Below are 21,070 nucleotides of genomic sequence, written 5' to 3'. Positions count from 1 at the left end.
GCCGCCACGCTACGTCACGTCGCCGCGTCAGCCGAACAGCACCGCGGGGTTCAGGTAGCCGGTGGGGTCGAACGCCGCCTTGACCGCCCGCATCGCCGCGATGTCGGCGTCGGTGCGCGACATCGACACGTAGTCCCGCTTGCGGGTGCCCACCCCGTGTTCGGAGCTGACGTTGCCGTCGTGACGGGCGATCAGCGCCATCATCGCGGTGTAGAGAGCGTGCTCGCGGTCGCCGCTCAGTGTGCACCGCACGATGTTCAGGTGCAGGTTGCCCTCCCCGACGTGCCCGAACAGCACGGGGATGGCGTCAGGGGCGTGGTCGGCGATCAGCCCGGCGGACTCGGCCGCGAACCCGTTGATCGATGAAAGAGGCAGCGACACATCGAATTTCAGCGGGGGCCCGTAGACGCCCAGCACGTCGGCCACCGCCTCGCGCACCTGCCACAGCCGCTGCTGGGCGGCACCGTCGATTCCCACGGCGGGCTCTCCGCACAGATCGGCCTCCGACAGCGCCTCGGCGAGCCGGTCGGTCAGGTCGGTCTCCCCGGCCAGCTCGATCAGCAGCTGCCAGGCGCCCTCGACCGGGGCGGCGACGCCGGCGTGCTCGGCGGTCAGCGCGCTGGCCCGGGCGTCGATGAGCTCCAGAGCCGCGATGCCGTCCATGTCGCGGAACACGCGGGCGGTCGCGATCAGCGCTTCGAGATCGGCGTAGCCGCAGATCGCGGTCACCCGCTGCCGCGGGGTGGGGTGCAGGCGCAGATCGAGCCCGGTGATCACCCCGAGCGTGCCCTCGGCGCCGACGAACAGCGATGCCAGGTCGTAGCCGGTGTTGTCGCTGCGCACCTGGCTGTGCCGGTGCACCACCGACCCGTCGGGCAGCACCACGTCGAGGCCGAGCACCTGCTCGCCCATGTTGCCGTAGCAGACGGTGCGCAATCCGCCGGCGTTGGTCGACGCCATGCCGCCGACCGTGGCCGAGTCGCGCGCCGCCAAGTCCACCCCGAACACCAGTCCCGCCGCCGTCGCGGCCCGCTGCACCTCGGCCAGCGTCACCCCGGCGCCGACGTGCACCCGGCGCTCCACCGTGTCGACCTCATCGATCCCGCGCAGCCGCTCGGTCGACAGCAGCACGTCGTCGTGCTCGGGCACGGTGCCCGCCACCAGCGACGTCCGGCCGCCCTGCACGGTCACGCTCACCCCGGCGTCGCGGCACGCGGTCAGCACCGCCGCGACCTCCTCGGCCGACCCCGGCCGCACCAGCACGGCCGCGCGGCCCCGGTACCGGCCGGTGTAGTCGACGCTGCGGCCGCCGAGCACGTCGGGATCGGTGCTCACCTGCGAGGCGCCCACGATCGCGGCGAGCCGTCCGGTCAGCGCTTCGGTCATCGGCCCGGTGTATCACATGAGCTCAGCGACAGGAACGCGCCCAGCTCGACCAGGCGGTCGGGCGTGCCGGGCAGGTAGTCCGTCAGCTGGGCCGACCGCACGATCACCGCCAGGTACTTCGCCCGGCTCACCGCGACGTTCAACCGGTTCCTGTTGAGCAGGAACGCGATTCCGCGGGGCACGTCGTCGATCGAGGACGCGGTCATCGACAGGAACACCACCGGCGCCTGCTGACCCTGGAACTTGTCGACCGTGCCGACCGCCACGTCGGTGAACCCCGCCGCGTCGAGGTGGCTGCGCATCAGCACCACCTGCGCGTTGTAGGGGGTCACGACGAGCACGTCGCCCTGGCCGAGCGGTCGGGTGCCGTCCTCGTCGGTCCACGGGGTGCCGAGCAGTTCCCGCAGCGTGGCGACGATGGCCGCGGCCTCCTCGGGGCTGTCGGTGGCGTTGCCCTGATGGTCGACGGCCAGGGTGCGGACCCCGGGCGCGACGCCGTCGAGCCGGCGGGCCGCGGTGACGTCCACATGGGAGTGCAGCCGGTTGTCGTAGGACAGCCGGGACACTCCACGGCACACGTCGGGGTGCATCCGGTAGGAGCGGTCCAGGAAGTAGCCGCGTTCGGCCGGCAATGTGTGGTGACCGTCGACCAGCCAGGCCAACGCCGACCCGTCGACCGGCTCGGGATGGGTGCCCTGGCTGACCTGCGGCAGCTGCTGCGGATCGCCGAGCAGCAGCAGGTTGCGCGCCGCGCGCGCCACCGCGATCGTGTTGGCGAGGCTGAACTGGCCCGCCTCCTCGACGACGAGCAGGTCCAGCGATGCGGCCGGAACACGACGGTCGTTGGCGAAGTCCCATGCGGTACCGCCGATCACGCAGCCCTCGCAGTCGGCGATGAACGCCGGATATTCCTTCTCGTCGATGTCCCGCCATGGTGCGCCCGCGGACTTCTTCTTGCCCACCCGATCGGCGTCGACACCCGCCCGCAGGATGCCGGCGAACAGGTTCTCCACGACGGCGTGCGCCTGCGCGACCACCCCGACCCGCCAGCCGTGTTCCACGACCAGCGATGCGATGACCTGCGCGGCGGTGAACGTCTTGCCGGTGCCCGGCGGGCCGTGCACCGCGAGGTACGACGCGTCGAGATCGAGCAGCGCCGCGGTGATGTCGGCGACGACGGCGCCGGTGCCGGGCAGGGCGGCGCCGCTGAGAGTGCGCGGCGCACGCCGCAGCAGCAGGTCGGTCATCGCGCCCGGACGGAGCCGGGGGAGCGCGTCGGCGACCTCCTGCGCGGCGGCGGCGATCGACTCGGCCAGCGGCTTGGTGCTGATCGGCGGTCCCGGGGTCAGCGCGAACGGCACCTGGGTGAAGACGTCGCCGCCTTTGGGTTGCCGCTCGACGACGGTCACCTCGGTGGGCGCCTCGACGTTGTCGCAGTCGACGACCGTCACGGTGCCGTAGCCGCGGCGGTCGGGGTCGTCGGCCAGTCCCGCCGGGGCGGGTGGGTCGTAGAGCGCGTACATGTCGCGGTCCAGGTCGCCGTTGGCGATCTCGCCGCGAAGGATCAGGCGGCGCTGCGGTTTCCGGGCTTTCGGCGGCTGGTGCCAGTCCTCGGCGATCTCGTGGCTGTCGACGAGGAACACGCCGCTGCTGTCGGACCACTCCTCCACCGGGTTGTTGACCCGGTCGAAGTGCCCCCACCAGAACGGTTTGTCCTCACGTTTGTGGAAGCCCTTCGCGGCGGCGATCAACGCGACCGCCGTCTGCTCGGGCGTGCGCGCCTGGACGCCGTCCCCGGCGAACTTCAGTAGCCGGCGCTCGACGGCGTCCACCTGGACCGCGTCGGGCTTGGCGCCGTCGACCGGCACCGGTCCGCGCGGTGGCACCCCGCACTCGATGGCGCGCGCCACCAGCCAGTCCCGCAGCCGGCGGGTCGACCGGCAGTCGTAGCGGTTGTACTCCTCGATCTCCTTGAGCACCGTCGCGGCGTCGTCGGCGCGGCCCGCGTCGCGCAGCTCGCAGTAGCGGGCGTACTCGGTGATCGACGCGGTGGCCGTGGTGACCTCGCCGTCGCGCAGCTCGTTGCCCATGTAGAGCGGCTCGAGCGACTTGATGCTGTAGTTCTCGGTACCGACGCGAATGCTCTTGCGCACCAACGGATACAGGTCGACTAAAACGCCCTCGCGCAGCAGCTCGTCGACGTCGCGCTCCCCGACGCCGTAGCGGCCGGCCAACCGCAGCAGCGTGCTCTTCTCGTAGGCCGCGTAGTGGTAGATGTGCATGCCGGGGTAGCGCCGCCGCCGCTTGCGCACCAGGTCGAGGAACGCGCCCAGCGCCGCGCGTTCCTCGGCGCGGGTGTGCGCCCACAGCGGGGAGAACTCGTCGGCGACGGTCAGCACACCCCAGAGGTATTCCAGCCCCCACTCGTGGCCGTCGGCGGTCCACAGCGGATCGCCCTCGAAGTCGAAGAACAGGTCGCCCTTGTCGGCGTCGGGCAGCACCATCAGCGGTTGCGGATCGACAAGCCGATAGGGCGGTTTGCCGTCGGGCCGCTCGGCGATCTGCAGCCGGGCCTGCGCCGTCAGGGCGCCGACGGTGCGGGCCGGGAGTTCGGCGACCGGGCCCTCGTGGGCGGCGAGGTCGCGCACGGTGGTGATGCCCGCGTCGAACAGCCGGGCCCGTTGACTGACCCGCATGCCGGCGACAAGCAGCAGATCGTCGCGGGCGCGGACCTCCTGCTCGCATTCGGCGCAGCGGAAGCAGGCGCGCACCGACTCGTCCTCCCAGGCCACCGGCGCGTCGCCGGCCAGGTGGTCGTCGAGCAGGCGTTGCAACGCGGCGCGGCGGGGGCGGTACACCGGCAGCAGCTCGTCGACGGGGTAGCTGACGGTCGCGCCGTCGCCGAGCACCAGGTCCACCTCCGGTGCGACCGGCACCCCGGCCGCGGTGAGGGTGTCGACGTAGGCCGCCAACTGCAGCAGCGCCTCGACCTTGACCGAGCGGGCCAGCTTGGTGTCCCGGAGCCGGTAGCGCGGCCCCTGCTCGGAATCCTCGAGCAGCAGGAAGTCCGCGAAACCGACGAACCGGCCGTCGAACATCGCGGCCTGGAAGATCACCGGCGCCCTGCGCTCGATCGCGCGCAGCGTGTGGTCGGCGGCCGCGGTCAGGCCGGCGAGGGTGTAGTCGGGACGGCCGATGACGGTGACCTCGCTGTCGCGGCGCAGCGCGTCGAGGTGCCGCTGCTCGTGCTGGTCGCCGAGTTGCGAAGTGCGAGCCAGCAATTCGTCGTCACCGGACACCGCGGGCCCGCGGCCGAGCTTGACGTCGAAGGCCCGTAGCAGCGCGTACTCGCAGCGCGCGGCCGCGGCGAGATCCGAGGCGCTGTAGACCACGCGGCCCTCGATGACGAACACGTCGCCACTGTAAGGCAGGGGTCCGACGCCCTCGTCCTCCGCGGAAGCGCATTCCTGGTCGCTGCCCGGCGGAAATCGCAGCCCGGAATGCTATTCCGCGGCGGGGTCAGCCGCGGGTCAGCGCGGCGTGTTGCCGATCAGCTCGACACCGCTGCCGTTCCAGCGGAACTTCACGATGCTGTCGAGGCCGGGCACGCCGTTGGAGTACTTCAGCGCCACGGTGTCGCCGGTGGTGCCGACGCTGTCGAGGCCGTTGAAGCCGTAGGTGTCGGGCACGCCGGTGGGGATGAACTTGCCGCGGTGGAACATCACCGCGCGGGTGTTGGGGTTCTGCGAGTTCGTGTTCGCCTTGACGATCACCGCCGACAGTTGGGCGCACTCGTTGTAGTTGCCGGCCACCGGTTCGGGGCTCCACGCCTGGTTGCTGCGCGGGTCGCGGGGCAGTTCGGAGACCGCCTTGGCGATCTCGGGCGCGGCCAGGTCGGTGGCGCACGGGTCCTCCGACGCCGTCGGCCCCGGCGGCGGACCCAGGGGCGCCGGCGCTGACGGCGGGGAAGCCGCGGGCGGTGACGCCGCCGTCGGCCCGGGGGTTTTCGACGCCGTCGAGTCCCCGGAGCCGCACCCCGCCAGAACGAGCGCGGCGGCGCCGACGACCGCTGCCCATTTCACAAGTGGCGACCGTACCGTCCCCACCCTGGGGCTGGCCAACAGGCGCGCGGTGCGGTAAGGCGCCCGAAGGGCACTAGACTGCCACCACGATGACCTCCTCCGATACCGCCTCCGACACCGTGGATCTGCCTGGTGAAACGACGTTCGCCGACCTGCAGATCCACCCGTCGGTGCTGCAGGCGGTCAACGACGTCGGCTACGAGTCGCCTTCGCCCATCCAGGCGGCGACGATCCCGGCGATGCTGGCCGGCTCCGACGTCGTCGGTCTGGCGCAGACCGGCACCGGCAAGACCGCCGCGTTCGCGATCCCGATCCTCAGCAAGATCGACACCTCCAGCCGCACCACGCAGGCGCTTGTGCTCGCCCCGACCCGGGAATTGGCCCTGCAGGTCGCCGAGGCGTTCAGCCGCTACGGCGCGCACCTGAACGTCAACGTGCTGCCGGTGTACGGCGGCAGCTCCTACGGCCCCCAGCTGGCCGGGCTCCGGCGCGGCGCCCACATCGTGGTCGGCACGCCGGGCCGGGTGATCGATCACCTGGAGAAGGGCACGCTGGACGTCAGCCACCTGGACTACATGGTGCTCGACGAGGCCGACGAGATGCTGCAGATGGGCTTCGCCGAGGACGTCGAGCGCATCCTCGCCGACACCCCGGAGTACAAGCAGGTCGCCTTGTTCTCCGCGACGATGCCGCCCGCGATCAAGAAGATCACCGCCAAGTACCTGCACGACCCGGTCGAGGTGACGGTCAAGTCCAAGACCCAGACCGCCGAGAACATCACCCAGCGCTACATCCAGGTGTCGTATCCGCGCAAGATGGACGCGCTGACGCGGTTGCTCGAGGTCGAGCAGGGCGACGCGATGATCGTGTTCGTCCGCACCAAGCAGGCCACCGAGGAGGTGGCCGAGAAGCTCAAGGCCCGCGGGTTCGCCGCGGCGGCCATCAACGGCGACATCCCGCAGGCGGTCCGGGAACGCACGATCAACTCGCTCAAGGACGGCTCGATCGACATCCTGGTCGCCACCGACGTCGCCGCGCGCGGGCTGGACGTGGAGCGCATCTCGCACGTGGTGAACTTCGACATCCCGCACGACCCGGAGTCCTACGTGCACCGGATCGGTCGCACCGGGCGGGCCGGTCGTTCCGGCACCGCGCTGCTGTTCGTGACGCCGCGGGAGCGCCATCTACTCGGCGCGATCGAGCGGGTCACCCGGCAGAAGCTGATCGAGTCCGAACTGCCGTCCGTCGACGACGTGAACGAGCGGCGCGTGCAGAAGTTCCGCGACTCGATCACCGCGGCGCTGGCGGCCCCCGGCATCGAGTTGTTCCGCAAGCTGGTCGAGGGCTACGAACGCGATCACGACGTGCCGATGGCCGACATCGCTGCCGCGCTGGCGCTGCAGAGCCGCGACGGCGAGGAGTTCCTGCTGACCGAGCCGCCGCCGGAGAAGCGCCGCGAGAAGCGCGACCGGCCGGACCGGCCCGACCGCGACGACCGCGGACCGCGCAAGCCGCGAGAGCGCCGCAGCGACCTGGCGACGTACCGCATCGCGGTGGGCAAGCGGCACAAAGCCATGCCGGGTGCGATCGTGGGCGCGATCGCCAACGAGGGTGGCCTGCACCGCAGCGATTTCGGCCACATCGCGATCAAACTGGACTACTCGCTGGTGGAGTTGCCCGCCAAGCTGTCCAAGGAGACGCTGAAGAAGCTGGAGAACACCCGTATCCAGGGCCAACTGATCCACCTCGAACCCGATCGCGGGCCGAAGGCGCGCCGCAACTCTCCCTAGCGCCCCATGACGCTCTCCCGCGACGCCGACGCCCAGGGCGGCCTGGAATCGGTCACGGCCACCGGCCGGGTCGACTCCCTGACCGGAATCCGCGCCGTTGCGGCGTTGCTCGTCGTGCTCACCCACGCCGCCTACACGACCGGCAAGTACGGGCAGGGCTACCTCGGGCTGGTGTTCTCCCGGATGGAGATCGGTGTGCCGATCTTCTTCGTGCTCTCGGGATTCCTGCTGTTCGGTCCGTGGGTGAACGCCTGCGCCGCCGGCGCGCCTGCGCCGTCGGTGCGCCGCTACGCGTGGCACCGGGTGCGCCGCATCATGCCGGCCTATGCGGTCACCGTCCTCGCGGCCTATCTCGTCTATCACTTCCGCACGGCCGGGCCGAACCCCGGACACACCTGGGAGGGGCTGGTGCGCAACCTGACCCTGACTCAGATCTACACCGACAACTATCTGTATTCGTTTCTGCATCAAGGTCTTACGCAGATGTGGAGCCTCGCCGTCGAGGCAGCGTTCTACGTGGCGCTGCCGGTGATGGCCTACCTGCTGCTCGTCGTGCTGTGCCGTCGGCAATGGCGGCCGCGCCTGCTGCTGGCCGGGCTGGCTGCCCTGGCCCTGATCTCTCCGGCCTGGCTGACGCTCGTCCACAAGACCGACTTCCTGCCCGACGGCGCCCGGCTGTGGTTGCCCGGATACCTGGCGTGGTTCGTCGGCGGCATGGTGCTCGCGGTGCTGGCGCCGATGCGGATGCGCGCCTACGCGCTGGTGTGTCTACCGGTCGTGGTCGTCAGCTATTTCATCGTGTCGACGCCGATCGGGGGTGAGCCGACGACGTCTCCGGCAATGCTGTGGGAGGCGTTGGCCAAGACGGTGTTCTACGCGGTGATCGCGACGCTGGTGGTGGCGCCGCTGGCGCTGGGAACCCAGCACGGTCTGTACGCCCGGCTGATGGCCAGCAGGCCGATGGTGTTCCTCGGCGAGATCTCCTACGAGATCTTCCTGATCCATCTGGTGACGATGGAGCTGGTGATGGTCGAGATCCTGCACTACCCGATCTACAACGGCTCGGTGTGGCTGCTGTTTCTCGGCACGCTCGTGGTCACCGTTCCGCTGGCATGGCTGCTGCACCGCGTCACCCGCGTGCGACCCACCGTCCGTTCGAGTTAGGTTACCCTCGCCTAATGGCGACGGTGAGACAGTCCCGCGGTTTCGCGGGGGCGGTGCTCAAGCTGATGCGTGCGGGCGACTACGAACTGACAGTGACGGGTCGCCACCAGATCGGGCCGCACTACCTGCGGCTGAGCTTCGCCGCGGGCGGCCTGCTGGCCGACCGGGCGGTGCATCCGACGATGTGGATCCGACTGTGGTTCCCCGACGGCGAGCGGCTGCACCAGCGTGGCTACACCCTGGTCGATCCCGATCCGGCCGCCGACACCGTCGATATCGAGTTCGCCCTGCACGACGGGGTCGCCGCGCGCTGGGCGCAGCAGGCCGAGCCGGGGGACACCATCGAGGCGACTGTCCTCGGCAGCATCTTCGCACTGCCCACCCCGGCGCCGGCCGGGTACGTCGTCGTCGGCGACACCGCCTCGCTGCCGGCGATCAATTCCCTGCTCGACGCCATCGGGGACGCGCCCGCCCACATCTTCCTCGAGGCCGCCCGTGCCGAGGACCGGTTGCTGCCGGTGCGGCGCCCCGCGACGTGGGTCGACCGTGACGGGGACGCGCTCGTCGATGCCGTCGCCGCCGCGGCCTTCGAGGCTCCCCATCACTTCGGCTGGGTCGCCTGTGACAACCGCACCACCCGCGCGGTGGCCCGGGTGCTGCGCGAGGACTACGGGATCGCGCGCAGATCGGTCAAGGCACAGGCCTACTGGGTGGCCTGACCGGCTTCGCGGGTCGGGAGCACGATCGGCACGACGAACTCTTCGAGCATGCTGCGCTCGTCGGCCTCGTCGTGTCCGGGGAAGACGAGCAGGGACGTCATGACGCGGACCAGCCAGCGGGCCCGGTGCTCGATGGTGTGCGGTTCGTCGGGTCCCAGCGAGATGACGAAAGCCTCGGTGAGGGCCTTGATCACCTCCGACTGCTCGGCCATCTCGCCGCCGATGGGCCGCTGCGTGGTTGCGAACCACGAGGCCAGCGCGGGGCTGCTGCGGACGTTGCGCAGCGAGGAGAGCATGCCCTCGATGAGCCGTTCGCGCGGGTCGACGATCGACGTGATCTGCTCGGTCATCTCGCGGTAGAGGCGGTAGCTCTCGCGGTGCACGTAGGCGGTGTAGAGCGCATCCCGGTTCTCGAAGTAGCGGTACAGCGTTGCGCGGGAACACCCTGCGGCCGAGGCGATCTCGTTCATGCCGACGGTGGCGGCCTCCTTGTGGACGAACAACTCGCCGGCGGCGTCGAGAATGCGGTCGGCCGCGACCTCGGTGCGGCGCGAGGCCAGCCAGTCCCCGGCCATCAGCTCGTCACCGTGAACGGCACCGACAGCGGGCGGCGCACGTAACTGCCGCCGGCCCAGACGATTCCGGCCTCGTCGACCTCGAAATCCGGGATGCGGGTGAGCAGTTCGTGCAAAGCCACCCGTGACTGCATCCGCGCGGCCGCCGAGCCGAGGCAGAAGTGCGCGCCGTGGCTGAACGTGAGGATGTTGCGGGGGTGCCGGGTGACGTCGAGTTCGTCTGCGTCCGGCCCGTATTCGCGTTCGTCGCGATTGGCCGAGCCGTAGAGGAAGAGCACCTTGCGGCCCTCGGGGATGGTGCGATCGCCGATCGTGACGTCGCGGGCGGCTGTGCGCGCGAGGCCCTGTACCGGCGAGGTGAGCCGCAGGAACTCGTCGACGGCATCGGGGATCAGGCCCGGATCGTCGGTGAGCAACCGGCGCTGATCGGGGCGTTGGTGCAGCAGGTGCACCGAGCCGCCGAGCATGCCGGTGGTGGTGTCGTTGCCGCCCGTGACCATGGTGAACGTGAACGCGAGGATCGACAGTACACCGGCGATGTCGCCGTCGGCGCCGACGCCCGCGGCCACCAGGTGGGAGACGGTGTCGTCGGCCGGATCGGTGCGCCGCCGTTCGATCAGCGCGGTGAAGTAGGCCATCATCTCGCCGAGTGCATCGCCCAGGCCTCCCAGCGCGCCGGCGATCCCGCCCTCGGTGGTGCCTGCGGCGACGATCGCCTCGGTCCAGCCGTCGAACTTGCCGCGGTCGGCCTCGGGCACGCCGAGGTAGTGCGCGACGACCATCGAGGGCAGCGGCTTGAACAACTCGGTGACGATGTCCCCGCCGCCGTGGGCGCGCAACCTCTCGATGCGCTCGACGACGAATTCGCGAACTGTCGGTTCCACCGCCTCGACCTGGCGGGGCGTGAAACCCCTCGAGACCAGCTTGCGGAACTCGGTGTGCACAGGCGGGTCCTGCATGACCATGGGCGGGTTGTCGGCCAGACCGATCATCTCGAGTTCGCCGTAGTTGACGGTCAGGCCCTGCGCCGACGAGAACGTCTGGTGGTCGCGCGCGCCGGCCCAGATGTCGGCGTGCCGGGACAGCACGTAGTAATCGTGGTCAGGCCTGTCCTCGGGCACGACGTGATGCACCGGATCGTGGTCGCGCAGCGCGCGGTACATGTCCCACGGCGCCGGCCACGTGGCCGCGGAAGCCAGCTGAAAGCGTGCGGGCGTCGACGGCGGGGCCAGATGAGACAGATGCGCTGACATATCTCATGTATGCGACATACGGGGCTGCTTTGTCAATACCCGAGTCATCGCCGAGGGGGACTTCTTGGTGATGTAGGCGTGCGTACTATGCGTGATATGTCACTTATCGGCGCCGGCCGCCGATGACGTCGCAGGAGGCTTTGCCATGGCAGACCACGACAAGACGGTGGCAACCGACATCGTCGTCAGCGCTTACTACCGAGTGCATCCGGACTACCGCCAGGCGTTCATCGACGCGGTCACGCCGGAAATGGCCGCGGCGCAACAGATGCCGGGCTGCGTCTTTTACGCCGAGACTTTCCTGTCAGCCTTGTCGAGCGTGGTGAGGACCGTCCGCATCCTCGATCGTCAAGGGATGAGGTACGACGTGGCTCGAATGCATCTCGACGATCCGCGGGGACGGATCGGCTGACGGCGACGAACCCGGAGGGGTCAGATGGCCGCACCCGGGTTCAGGATGCCGTCGGGGTCCAGCGCGGCCTTGATCCGCCGGTTGAGCTCCATGACCTCCGGCCCGAGCTGACCGGCGAGCCAGGGCCGCTTGAGCCGGCCGACACCGTGCTCGCCGGTGATCGTGCCGCCCAGTCCGACGGCGAGATCCATGATCTCCCCGAACGCCTGCTGGGCGCGCTTCTCCATCTCCGCGTCGGCGGGGTCGAACACGATCAGCGGGTGGGTGTTCCCGTCGCCGGCGTGCGCGATCACCGAGATCAGCAGGTTGTGGTTGGCGGCGATCTTCTCGACGCCGGCCACCAGTTCGGCCAGCGCGGGCAGCGGCACACCGACGTCCTCGAGCAGCAGCGATCCCCGCGCCTCGACCGCGGGGATCGCGAAGCGCCGCGCTGCGACGAAGGCCTCGCCCTCCTCGGGATCCGAGGTCGAGAACACCTCCTTGGCGCCGTGCTCGGTGAACACCTCGGCCATGTACTCGGCGTCCCGCGCCCCCGCCGGGCCTCGGTCGTCGCTGGCGGCGACCATCATCGCCGCGGCGTCGCGGTCCAGACCCATGCGCAGTTTGTCCTCCACCGCGTTGATGGCCGCGGCGTCCATGAACTCGAGCATGGAGGGCCGGATCTTGCCGGTGATCGTGACCACGGCGTTCGCGGCGGCCTCGACGGAGTCGAAAGTGGCGACCACCGTGCACGCGCCGTGCTGGGCGGGCAACAGCTTCAAGGTGACCTCGGTGACCACGCCGAGCGTCCCCTCACTGCCGACGAACAGCTTCGTCAACGACAGTCCCGCAACGTCTTTCAGGCGGGGGCCGCCCAGGCGCACCGCGGTGCCGTCGGCCAGCACCACCTGCATGCCCAGCACGTAGTCGGTGGTGACGCCGTACTTGACGCAGCACAGCCCGCCCGCGTTGGTGGCGACGTTGCCGCCGATGCTGCAGATCTCGTAGGACGACGGGTCCGGCGGATACCAGAGCCCGTACTCGGCGACCGCCTTCTTCACCTCGGCGTTCAGCAGCCCCGGTTGCGCGACGGCGGTGCGGGTGACGGGGTCGACGGAGATGTCGCGCATCTTCTCGGTGGACAGCACGATTCCGCCGTTGAGTGCGGTGGCGCCGCCGGACAGTCCGGTGCCCATGCCGCGCGGGACGACGGCGACGCGGTGCGCGCTGGCCCACCGCAGCACCGCCTGGACCTCCTCGGTGCGGCGCGGACGGACGACGGCCATCGGGGTGCCGGCGCCGGGATCGGCCGCGCGGTCGTACCGGTAGGACTCGAGGATGTCGGGATCGGTGACGACGGTGCCGTCGGGAAGCGCGGAGATCAGTTCAGCGAGCACGTCGGAGACCACCTGTCGATGCTAGAAGAGTCACGGGACCATCCACGACAGCACGGAGGCCTGCAGTCCGGACAGGATGCACATCAGGGCCAGGAAGCCCAGGCTCCACAGCACAACCCGCCGGAAGATGTCGCCTTCCTTGCCGTTCAGTCCGACCGCGGCGGCGGCGATCGCGAGGTTCTGCGGGGAGATCATCTTGCCCAGCACCCCGCCGGAGCTGTTCGACGCGGCCATCAGCACCTCGGAGAGCCCCGCCTGGTTGGCCGCGGTCACCTGCAGCGCGCCGAACAGTGAGTTCGCCGATGTGTCGGAACCGGTGACCGCGACGCCGAGCCACCCCAGGATGGGGGACAGCAGGGCGAACGCACCGCCCGCACCCGCCATCCAGGTACCCAGGGTGATCGTCTGCCCCGACAGGTTCATCACGAAGGCCAGTGCGAGGACGGCCATCACGGTGACGATGGCCCAGCGGAGCTGGTGCAGCGTGGCGCCGTAGGCCTTGAGTGCGCGCGGCACCGAGAGCCGCAGCGCCACCATGGTGAGGACGCCGGCCACGAGCATCTGGGTGCCCGGGGTGGTGAGCAGGTTGAGCGTGAACTTGGTCAGCGAGGACGGGTCGCCGTCGGCGTCGACGACGTTCAGGCCCGGCCAGGTGAACGCGAACGTCGCACCGTCGAGCAGGTGCTTGACCGCGGGGATCTGACACACTACGAAGACCGCGATGATGATGCCGTAGGGCGCGTAGGCGCGGACCACATCGGCCCGCGCATCGGGCTCCTCGTGTGCCACGCGGCCGGCGCGCGCGGCGAATTCCGGTGTCGGTTCGTCGGCCGCGCCGCCGGCGACGACCGCGGGGTGCGTTTCCGGCGAGCGCCGCGGCTGCCAGACCCGGACCAGCGCGACCACCGCAGCCGCGGAGAGCAGCGACGCCACCACGTCGGCCAGCGGTACGGACAGGAAGTTCGACGTCGCATACTGCGCGACCGCGAAGACCACGCCGCAGATCAGTGCTGCGGGCCAGGTGTCGCGCACGCCGCGGCGGCCGTCGACGATCAGCACCAGGACCAGCGGTACGAACAGCGCGAGGATCGGGGTCTGCCTGCCGACCATTGCGCCGAGGGTGTCGGCGGGCAACTCGGTGACCCGGCCCAGCGTGATGATCGGGGTGGCCATCGCTCCGAACGCCACCGGAGCCGTGTTGGCGACCAGGGCCAGCACCGCCGCCTTGAGCGGCCGGAATCCGAGCGCCATCAACATCACCGACGTCACCGCCACCGGAGTGCCGAAGCCGGCGAGGGCCTCGAGCAGTGCGCCGAACGAGAACGCGATGATGACGGCCTGGATGCGCTGGTCGTCGCTGACGGAACTGAACGACCGCCGCAGGACGTCGAAATGTCCCGTCTCGACGGTCATCTGATACACCCAGATGGCGTTGATGACGATCCACAGGATCGGGAAGAAGCCGAAGGCGGCGCCTTCCGTGCCGGCCAGCAGGGTCTGGCCGACGGGCATGCCGTACACGGCAACGGCGATCACGATGCTGACGGCCAGCGAGATCAGCGACGCCACCCAGGCCGTCATCTTCACCGCCCCGAGCAGTACGAACAACAGGAGCAGGGGTATCGCCGCCACCGCGGCGCTCAGTGCGAGGGATCCCCCGACCGGATCGAGAACTTGCTGATACACGGCTGACCTCGATTGTGGCGCTGATCACATGTCATCGAGGGCTACCCAACAGGTCGATTGTCTAACCTGCCGCGCGGGTGCCGGAAGTTACGTAGTGCATTACTGAGGGCGGGGCCGCGACGGGGCCCGAGGATTTCTCTGACCGCGGTACATCCCGCGAGCTCGATCCGCACTTCTGATCCGCCTTTCGAGGAGACGCGATGACCCTGATCGACGACGCCCCCCGCAACGGTCGTACCGTCCCGTCATTTCCCCTCTCCGACAGGGGAATCCCTCATCCTGTGGCGGTGGCCACCGCGGACTTCAAGGCGGCGATGCTGACCGCGGACAAGCTGATCGTCTCCGGCCGGACAACCGAGGACGAGGTGCAGGTCCGCGTCAGCGCCGCCTGCGATGCCCTGTCGGAGCAGGTCCGCACGCACCTGAGGGCCGACGAGCCGGGCGTCGAGGTCATCGGCGCTTTCGTGCACGGTGAGGCTTACCCGTACCTCAGCCTCAGCGCCCTGGTCGACCGCTCCTACACCAAGCCCCGCGGGTACGCCGGAGACTTCCTGACGTTGCAGATGGTCTACGACGACCAACCGCAGGGCGTGCGCAGGCTCGGCCCGTACGTCGATCGGTGGTTTCTCGGGATCCCGGCCTCGTGTGCGGTCAAGAACCGACGAGGGTTGTTGCGCGACATCATCGTCGACACCGCGCGAGCCCGGCCGGGCGCGCCGACCGCGATCATGAGCCTGGCCTGCGGGCCGGCCCGGGAGATCTTCGATGTCTTCGGCGAACCGGATCCTCCGGATGTCGTCGCCACCTGCCTGGACATCGACGATCAGGCGTTGGCCTACGCCGGGGCCATCGCGCGCAGCCTCGATGTGACGGAACGGGTTTCGTTCGTCCAGGCCAATGTCGTCAAACTGGCCCTCGGGCACAACACTCTCGGGTTGGCCGATCAGGATCTCGTGTATTCGATCGGCCTCATCGACTACCTGTCCGACGGTCTCGTCGTCCGGCTGCTCGACTGGATTCACGGGGTTCTGCGCCCCGGTGGAACCGCTGTCGTGGGCAACTTCGACGTGGGCAACCCGGACAGGGCGTTCATGGACCATCTGCTGGATTGGCGGCTCATCCATCGGTCGCCGGCCGACCTCGAAGGCCTGTTCGCGCAATCGGCCTTCGGCGATACGCCCGTCGAGGTGCGGCGCGAGGCCACGGGCATCAACCTGTTCGCGGCTGCGCTTCGCGCGGCGTGACGCTACCGGTGCTCGATTGGCCGGTCGAGTTCGCGCAGCGCCGGCAGGAACACCGCGGCCACCCCGAGCGCCAGCATCGGCAGCGACAGCGCCAGGAACGTCGCGTGCAGCCCCGCGGCGTCAGCGAGCGGTCCGGCCAGGATCAGACCGAGCGGCCCGGCCGCATAAGCCAGCGATCCCATCACCCCGACCACGCGGCCGCGCAGGTGCTGCGGCGCCCGGGTCTGCATCACGTAGTTGTAGATCGGCGCGATCGGGCCGTAGACGAATCCGACGACCGCGCACAGCACCAGGATCACCGGCAGCGGCGGCAGGAACGCGATGATCGTCATCGCCACCCCCAGGGTCAGCACCGCGGTCAGCATCACCGTGCGCCGGCGCGCGTACTTCGACATCACCGCATAGCCCAGCGCCCCGATCAACCCGCCGACGCTCAGCGCCATCAGCACCCAGCCCAGCTGGGCGGGTTCGTTGCGGTCGGTGAAGTACTTGGGAAACAGCACGCTCTCCATCGGCATGTAGAGCCCGGTCGCGGCTAGGTCGACGAACGCCAGGGTGCGCAGCACCTTGTTCCGCCACACGAAACGCAACCCTTCGACGATGCCCGCCCACACCCCGTCGCTCATGGCCGTCGGGTCGGGCCGGCCCGCGCCTTCGAGGCGCAGCACCGCGATCGCCGCGATCGACAGCACGAACGCCGCGGCGGTCACCCACATCGTGTTGATGCCGCCGAGCGTCGCGATGAGCAGACCGCCGATGCCGGGCCCCACGATGTAGGCCAGGTTGAACACGGCCTCGTAGACGCTGTTGGCGTGGTCGAGGGTCCAGCCGGCCCGGCCTGCCGCCTCGGGCAGCATCGTCTCCCGGGCCGTCATGCCGGCCGGGTCGAAAAGCGCTCCGAGGGCGGCCAATCCGGCGAGCACCGCGACGTTGACGGCCTGTGCGCCGAACAGCAGGGCCAGCACCGGGACGGTGGCCACCGACAGCGCCGACAGCGCGTCGGAGATCATCGACACCCGGCGCCGGCCCAGCAAGTCGACCGCGGCGCCGGCGATCAGTGTCGCGGCGAGCAGTGGCAGCGTGCCGGCCATCGCGACGATCGACGCGTCCAGCGCGGATCCGGTGCGCTGCAGCACCAGCCACGGGAACGCGACGATCGAGATGCCGTTACCCGCGCCCGCCATGAGCGCGGCGAACAGGATCAGCAGCAGCGGGCCGCGCCGATTCATGGCCGCACGGTAGCAAGTCCCGGGGCGGCTACCACGTCGCCGCGACGTTCGCGGCGATCTGGTCGGCGATCTTGACCGCCGTGTCGGCGGGGTTCGCGCTGCAGGTGTTGACGTCGATGATGATGTTGTTGCGCTGCATCAGCGCCCGTCCGCAGCCCCACCCCGGGGCGGCGGCGTCGCGCTGCATCGCAACGGTGCTCAGCACGTGGTCGGCGTTGCGGATCTCGCCGACCGTCCACTGCGACTCGCTCTGGGTGTGGGTGTATTCGTGGCAGGCCGGCCACTGGTTGGCCGACGCGTCGAAGAACTCGGCGGCCTTCTCCAGGTAGGGGAACATCACGACGGCCTGCTTGGAGTAGTGCTTGAACGCGTCGCCGTCATTGAAACTCTGGTCGCGCTCGGCGCCGAAGCCGCTGTTGGCGTACACCTGGGCTTCGGCGGCGCCGTCGATCGCCAGGCACTCCGGCGGGGCCATGATCGCGCTGTTGTCCGACATCGCGGACTGTGACTCGGTGACCGCCATCGGCGCGCCCATCGTGGCGGAGATCTGCTCGGGGCGCAGCAGCAGACCGGCGAGCTCACGCTCCATCAGCGGGCGCGGGATCATCGTCCTGGTCGGTGTCGGCGACTCGGCGTTGCTGATCGTGTCGCCGCACCCGGTCACCAGGACGCAGATTCCCACCACCGCAGCGCTCGCTCGTCGCATGAACTTCTCCCCACCTCACCCCGTGGCCAATGACTCTCAGGCGATCCATGGTGCGGGACGTGCGGCGACGCTCGGCTGAGGCGAAGGGTGTTTCGTGGTAACGATGAACCGTGCGATCTGGTAACGAACAGGTGGACCGGTGAGTTTGCCCCATCCGCGCACGGGTGCGCTGTTCGACTCCCCGGTGCGCCCCGGTTCCGGGTGGCCGGGCGACCCGGCGAACGCACGCACCGTGGTCGCCGGGACGCCCGCCGAGGTGGCCGCGCTGGCGCAGGCCGCCACCGCCGTCGCCCAGCTCGACGCCGAGGTGTCGGTGTGCCGGGCCTGCCCGCGGCTGGTCGCCTGGCGTGAGGAGGTGGCGACGGTGAAGCGCAAGTCCTTCGCCGACCAGCCGTACTGGGGCCGGCCGGCCCCGGGCTTCGGCGCCGAACAGCCGCGGATCCTTGTCGTCGGGCTCGCGCCTGCGGCCAACGGCGCCAACCGCACCGGGCGGGTGTTCACCGGCGACCGGTCGGGCGACTTCCTGTTCGGGTCGCTGCACCGCACGGGCCTGGCCAATCAGCCGACAGCCACCGACAGCGCAGACGGTTTGGTGCTCAACGACATTCGGGTGGCCGCAGCCGTGCGCTGTGCACCGCCGGGCAACGCTCCGACGCCGGCCGAACGCAGCACCTGCGCGCCGTGGCTGGACGCCGAGTGGAGGCTGATCGGCCCGCACGTGCGGGTGATCGTCGCCCTCGGCGGAATCGCGTGGCAGGCAGCGCTGGCGCTGATCCGCCGGGCCGGCGGGGCGGTGGGCACGCCGGCGCCCAAGTTCGGTCACGGTGTGACGGCACCGCTGTCCACACCGCAGGGGGACCTGGTGCTGCTGGGCTGCTATCACCCCAGCCAGCAGAACACGTTCACCGGGCGCCTGACACCCGCGATGATGGACGACATCTTCGCCCAGGCCCGTGCGATTTCGGCGTGATCGGGAACGTCGCGACACCTCGGCGCGTTGCAAAGTCAATGCGCCTTTCCGTCCTCGACCTCGTGCCCGTGCGCTCCGACCAGAACACCTCCGATGCGCTGGCCGCGACGACGCGCCTGGCCCAGACCGCCGACCGGCTCGGATACACCCGCTACTGGGTGGCCGAGCACCACAACATGGCTTCGGTGGCGGCGACCAGCCCGCCGGTGCTGCTGGCCCATCTCGCCGCGCACACGTCGGCCCTGCGTCTCGGTTCCGGCGGGGTGATGCTGCCCAACCACGCGCCCCTGGCGGTCGCCGAGCAGTTCGCACTGCTCGAGGCGGCCCATCCGGGGCGGATCGACCTGGGGATCGGCCGCGCCCCCGGCTCGGACCCGGTGACGTCGATGGCGCTGCGCGGTGCTGCCGGCCGGGACGATCGGGACATCGAGGCGTTCCCCGAGTACCTCGACGACGTCGTCGCCCTGATGAGCGCCCGGGGAGTACGGGTGGCGTTGCCGCGTGACCTGATGCGCGACAACTACATCCTCAAGGCCACGCCGGCCGCCGCGTCGGAGCCGACGCTGTGGTTGCTCGGGTCGTCGATGTACTCGGCGCACCTGGCCGCGGCCAAGGGTCTGCCGTACGTGTTCGCCCACCACTTCTCGGGTCAGGGCACCGCGGAGGCGCTGCAGACCTACCGGGACGAGTTCCGGCCCAGCGAGCTGACCCCCGAGCCTGTCACGTTCCTGACCGTCAACGCCGTCGTCGCCGAAACACACGACGAGGCAATGCGTCTGGTGCTGCCGAACCTGCAGATGATGGCCCGGCTGCGGACCGGGGCCCCGCTGGGTGCGGTGGATCTGGTGGAGGACGCCGAGAGGACCGACCTCGGTCCCCGTGCACAACAGGTCATCGATGCGGGCCTGCGGCAGGCCGTGGTGGGCAGCCCGGCCGAGGCCGCCGAGCAGGTACGTGCGCTGGCTGCCGCGTTCGACGTCGACGAGGTGATGATCCATCCGGTCGCCTCGGCGCACCGCGGCACCGATCCGGCGACCGCGCCGGCCCGCGAGGCCACCCTGGAGCTGCTCGCCAAGGAGTTGTTCTAGCTCTTCGGCGTCAGCCGCACCAGCGGGATCTTGCGGCTGGTCCGGCTCTGGTAGCCGTTGTACCGGTTGCTGTTGTCCCGGTTGACCAACTCCCACAGCCGCGGATAGGCGGGATCGTCGGCCAGCACCGGCGTGGCCTTGACCGCCAATCTCCGTGGCCCGATGTTGATCTCGATGTCGGGATTCGCCTTGAGGTTGTGATACCAGCCGGGCGCCCTGGGGTCGCCGCCCTTGGAGGCGACGACGTAGTAGTGGCCGCCGTCGGGGAAGTACGACAGCGTGTTGGTCCGCTGCTTGCCGGTCTTCGCGCCGACGGTGTGCAGCAGCACGCTCGGCGGCACGCCGGGCAGTGGGATGCGGTGACCGATTCGGCCGTTGGTGCGTTTGTACAGGCTGTCGTGCACCATCAGCAGCCGGGTCCCGATGTTCTGCTCGATCCACAGAGCGATGTTCATCTGCTCAATCCAACTCGGCGGTGTCGATCTGCGCCAGTGCCTCGCGCAGCAGTCGCCCGGTCTCCTCGCGGTCGCTGTCGCGGCGCACCAGCATGCCCTTGGCGAAGGACAGCTTGTCGCCGTCGCGGCGCGGTACGACGTGCAGGTGGATGTGGAACACCGTCTGGAAGGCCGCTTTGCCGTCGTTGATCGCGATGTTGTTGCCGTCGGCGTGCAGACCCGAGGCACGTGCCGCCTTGGCGATGCGCTGGCCGAGCACGGTCATCGCGGCCACGGTCTCCGGCGGGGTGTCGGTCAGGTCGACGGTGTGGCGCTTCGGGATGACCAGCGTGTGGCCGCGGGTGAAGGGCCGGATGTCGAGGATCGCGAGGTAGTCGTCGTCCTCGTGGATCCTGATGGCGGGAGCGGCACCCTCGACGATGGCGCAGAAGACGCAGGACATCCCGCCACGCTAGTGGACGTTCTGCTCGGCCCATTCGCCCAGCCGCCGGTCCCGCTCCTCGGCCGAGACGTCCTCGATGCGTGTCATCACGGTCCAGCGGACCCCGAACGGGTCGCGCAGGGAGGCGAACCTGTCGCCGGTGGCGAAGTCCTGCGGTTCCTCCCGCACCGTCGCGCCTGCCCGGCGCGCCCGGTCCACGACGTCGTCGACATCGCTGCAGTACAGCGCGATCGAGAATGTCGCGACATCGGCAGAGGGGTCGGGCGCGGCGGTCTTGTAGGCCTCGGCCGGATCGCCGAGTTGCAGACGGCCGGAGCCGAAGTCGAGTTCGGCGTGGGCGACGGTGCCGTCGGGGCCGTCCATCTTCTCGACGAGCGCGGCGCCGAACGCCGCGGTGTAGAAGTCGATGGCCGCAGTGGCTCCGTCGACACAGAGGAACGGGGTCAGGCTGGTGTATCCGGAAGGGATCGGGTGTGCAGACATGCCCCCGAGT

The 21,070-nt window shown here is 69.9% G+C and carries 19 protein-coding genes; 7 read left to right on the top strand and 12 right to left on the bottom strand.

Features of this window, described 5'->3' with window-relative positions:
• Positions 1-27: 27 nt before the first annotated feature.
• The 3 genes from MCHUDSM44219_RS11565 to MCHUDSM44219_RS11555 all read right to left on the bottom strand — a co-directional run bounded on the left by MCHUDSM44219_RS11565 (position 28) and on the right by MCHUDSM44219_RS11555 (position 5,468).
• Complete coding sequence (locus tag MCHUDSM44219_RS11565; protein WP_048418378.1) at positions 28-1,386, bottom strand: FAD-binding oxidoreductase; 1,359 nt, start codon at positions 1,384-1,386, stop codon at positions 28-30.
• Positions 1,383-4,799 (bottom strand): TM0106 family RecB-like putative nuclease, encoded by a 3,417-nt coding sequence (locus MCHUDSM44219_RS11560; protein ID WP_048418377.1) that lies wholly within the window; start codon positions 4,797-4,799, stop codon positions 1,383-1,385. The genes MCHUDSM44219_RS11565 and MCHUDSM44219_RS11560 overlap by 4 nt, the downstream gene beginning before the upstream one ends.
• 117 nt (positions 4,800-4,916) lie before the next feature.
• Positions 4,917-5,468: an LppP/LprE family lipoprotein gene (locus MCHUDSM44219_RS11555; RefSeq protein ID WP_048418376.1), complete on the bottom strand. Its 552-nt coding sequence runs from the start codon at positions 5,466-5,468 to the stop codon at positions 4,917-4,919.
• Positions 5,469-5,557: 89 nt separating this feature from the next.
• Here MCHUDSM44219_RS11555 and MCHUDSM44219_RS11550 point away from each other — a divergent pair, with 89 nt between their 5' ends.
• Genes MCHUDSM44219_RS11550 through MCHUDSM44219_RS11540 form a run of 3 tightly spaced genes read left to right on the top strand, consistent with a single transcriptional unit; the run spans position 5,558 to position 9,141 of the window.
• Positions 5,558-7,258: a DEAD/DEAH box helicase gene (locus tag MCHUDSM44219_RS11550; RefSeq protein ID WP_048418375.1), complete on the top strand. Its 1,701-nt coding sequence runs from the start codon at positions 5,558-5,560 to the stop codon at positions 7,256-7,258.
• Positions 7,259-7,264: 6 nt separating this feature from the next.
• Complete coding sequence (locus tag MCHUDSM44219_RS11545) at positions 7,265-8,422, top strand: acyltransferase family protein (RefSeq protein ID WP_048418374.1); 1,158 nt, start codon at positions 7,265-7,267, stop codon at positions 8,420-8,422.
• 14 nt (positions 8,423-8,436) lie between these two features.
• Entirely contained in the window at positions 8,437-9,141 is a 705-nt protein-coding gene (locus tag MCHUDSM44219_RS11540; protein WP_048418373.1) for a siderophore-interacting protein, read from the top strand.
• On the opposite strand, the gene MCHUDSM44219_RS11535 is transcribed toward MCHUDSM44219_RS11540, so the two are convergent.
• Positions 9,126-9,716: a TetR/AcrR family transcriptional regulator gene (locus tag MCHUDSM44219_RS11535; protein WP_048418372.1), complete on the bottom strand. Its 591-nt coding sequence runs from the start codon at positions 9,714-9,716 to the stop codon at positions 9,126-9,128. The two genes, MCHUDSM44219_RS11540 and MCHUDSM44219_RS11535, sit on opposite strands and share 16 nt — an antisense overlap.
• The gene (locus MCHUDSM44219_RS11530) at positions 9,716-10,969 is read right to left on the bottom strand and encodes a cytochrome P450 (RefSeq protein ID WP_048418371.1); all 1,254 of its coding nucleotides are present in this window, start codon (positions 10,967-10,969) and stop codon (positions 9,716-9,718) included. Before MCHUDSM44219_RS11530 ends, MCHUDSM44219_RS11535 begins: the two co-directional genes overlap by 1 nt.
• 145 nt (positions 10,970-11,114) lie before the next feature.
• On the opposite strand from MCHUDSM44219_RS11530, the gene MCHUDSM44219_RS11525 reads away from it, so the two are divergent.
• On the top strand, positions 11,115-11,381 hold the full coding sequence (locus MCHUDSM44219_RS11525; protein WP_048418370.1) for a putative quinol monooxygenase: 267 nt from the start codon (positions 11,115-11,117) through the stop codon (positions 11,379-11,381).
• Positions 11,382-11,401: 20 nt separating this feature from the next.
• On the opposite strand, the gene MCHUDSM44219_RS11520 is transcribed toward MCHUDSM44219_RS11525, so the two are convergent.
• Together MCHUDSM44219_RS11520 and MCHUDSM44219_RS11515 are read right to left on the bottom strand one after the other, a co-directional pair.
• Positions 11,402-12,769: an FAD-binding oxidoreductase gene (locus tag MCHUDSM44219_RS11520; protein ID WP_048418369.1), complete on the bottom strand. Its 1,368-nt coding sequence runs from the start codon at positions 12,767-12,769 to the stop codon at positions 11,402-11,404.
• A gap of 18 nt (positions 12,770-12,787) precedes the next feature.
• Positions 12,788-14,443, bottom strand: a complete 1,656-nt coding sequence (locus tag MCHUDSM44219_RS11515; RefSeq protein WP_048418368.1) for an L-lactate permease — start codon at positions 14,441-14,443, stop codon at positions 12,788-12,790.
• Between the two features lie 200 nt (positions 14,444-14,643).
• On the opposite strand from MCHUDSM44219_RS11515, the gene MCHUDSM44219_RS11510 reads away from it, so the two are divergent.
• A complete protein-coding gene (locus MCHUDSM44219_RS11510; protein WP_109777706.1) occupies positions 14,644-15,687 on the top strand; it encodes a class I SAM-dependent methyltransferase in 1,044 nt (347 codons plus the stop codon).
• Positions 15,688-15,689: 2 nt separating this feature from the next.
• Here the strand turns inward: MCHUDSM44219_RS11510 and tap are convergent, their stop codons facing one another.
• Both tap and MCHUDSM44219_RS11500 read right to left on the bottom strand, forming a co-directional pair.
• Positions 15,690-16,916 carry a multidrug efflux MFS transporter Tap gene (tap, locus tag MCHUDSM44219_RS11505; RefSeq protein ID WP_048418367.1) on the bottom strand — a complete coding sequence of 409 codons (1,227 nt, stop codon included), beginning with the start codon at positions 16,914-16,916 and terminating at the stop codon, positions 15,690-15,692.
• Positions 16,917-16,944: 28 nt separating this feature from the next.
• On the bottom strand, positions 16,945-17,622 hold the full coding sequence (locus tag MCHUDSM44219_RS11500; protein WP_048418366.1) for a sensor domain-containing protein: 678 nt from the start codon (positions 17,620-17,622) through the stop codon (positions 16,945-16,947).
• A 139-nt stretch (positions 17,623-17,761) separates the two neighbouring features.
• Between MCHUDSM44219_RS11500 and MCHUDSM44219_RS11495 the strand changes: the two genes are divergently transcribed.
• A complete protein-coding gene (locus tag MCHUDSM44219_RS11495; protein ID WP_048418365.1) occupies positions 17,762-18,592 on the top strand; it encodes a uracil-DNA glycosylase in 831 nt (276 codons plus the stop codon).
• Positions 18,593-18,630: 38 nt separating this feature from the next.
• Positions 18,631-19,680: an LLM class flavin-dependent oxidoreductase gene (locus MCHUDSM44219_RS11490; protein WP_048418364.1), complete on the top strand. Its 1,050-nt coding sequence runs from the start codon at positions 18,631-18,633 to the stop codon at positions 19,678-19,680.
• On the opposite strand, the gene MCHUDSM44219_RS11485 is transcribed toward MCHUDSM44219_RS11490, so the two are convergent.
• From MCHUDSM44219_RS11485 to MCHUDSM44219_RS11475, 3 genes are read right to left on the bottom strand one after another with little or no spacing between them, the layout of a single operon-like run.
• Positions 19,677-20,135, bottom strand: a complete 459-nt coding sequence (locus MCHUDSM44219_RS11485; RefSeq protein WP_048418363.1) for a nitroreductase family deazaflavin-dependent oxidoreductase — start codon at positions 20,133-20,135, stop codon at positions 19,677-19,679. The genes MCHUDSM44219_RS11490 and MCHUDSM44219_RS11485 overlap by 4 nt on opposite strands.
• A gap of 4 nt (positions 20,136-20,139) precedes the next feature.
• Positions 20,140-20,577 carry an HIT family protein gene (locus MCHUDSM44219_RS11480; protein ID WP_048418362.1) on the bottom strand — a complete coding sequence of 146 codons (438 nt, stop codon included), beginning with the start codon at positions 20,575-20,577 and terminating at the stop codon, positions 20,140-20,142.
• A gap of 9 nt (positions 20,578-20,586) precedes the next feature.
• Positions 20,587-21,060 (bottom strand): VOC family protein, encoded by a 474-nt coding sequence (locus MCHUDSM44219_RS11475; protein WP_048418361.1) that lies wholly within the window; start codon positions 21,058-21,060, stop codon positions 20,587-20,589.
• Between the last annotated feature and the right edge of the window lie 10 nt (positions 21,061-21,070).

The sequence above is a fragment of the Mycolicibacterium chubuense genome (genome assembly GCF_001044255.1).
GTDB lineage: Bacteria > Actinomycetota > Actinomycetes > Mycobacteriales > Mycobacteriaceae > Mycobacterium > Mycobacterium chubuense.
Note: the sequence above shows the minus strand (reverse complement) of the source record. Positions and strands in the feature narration are given on the sequence as shown.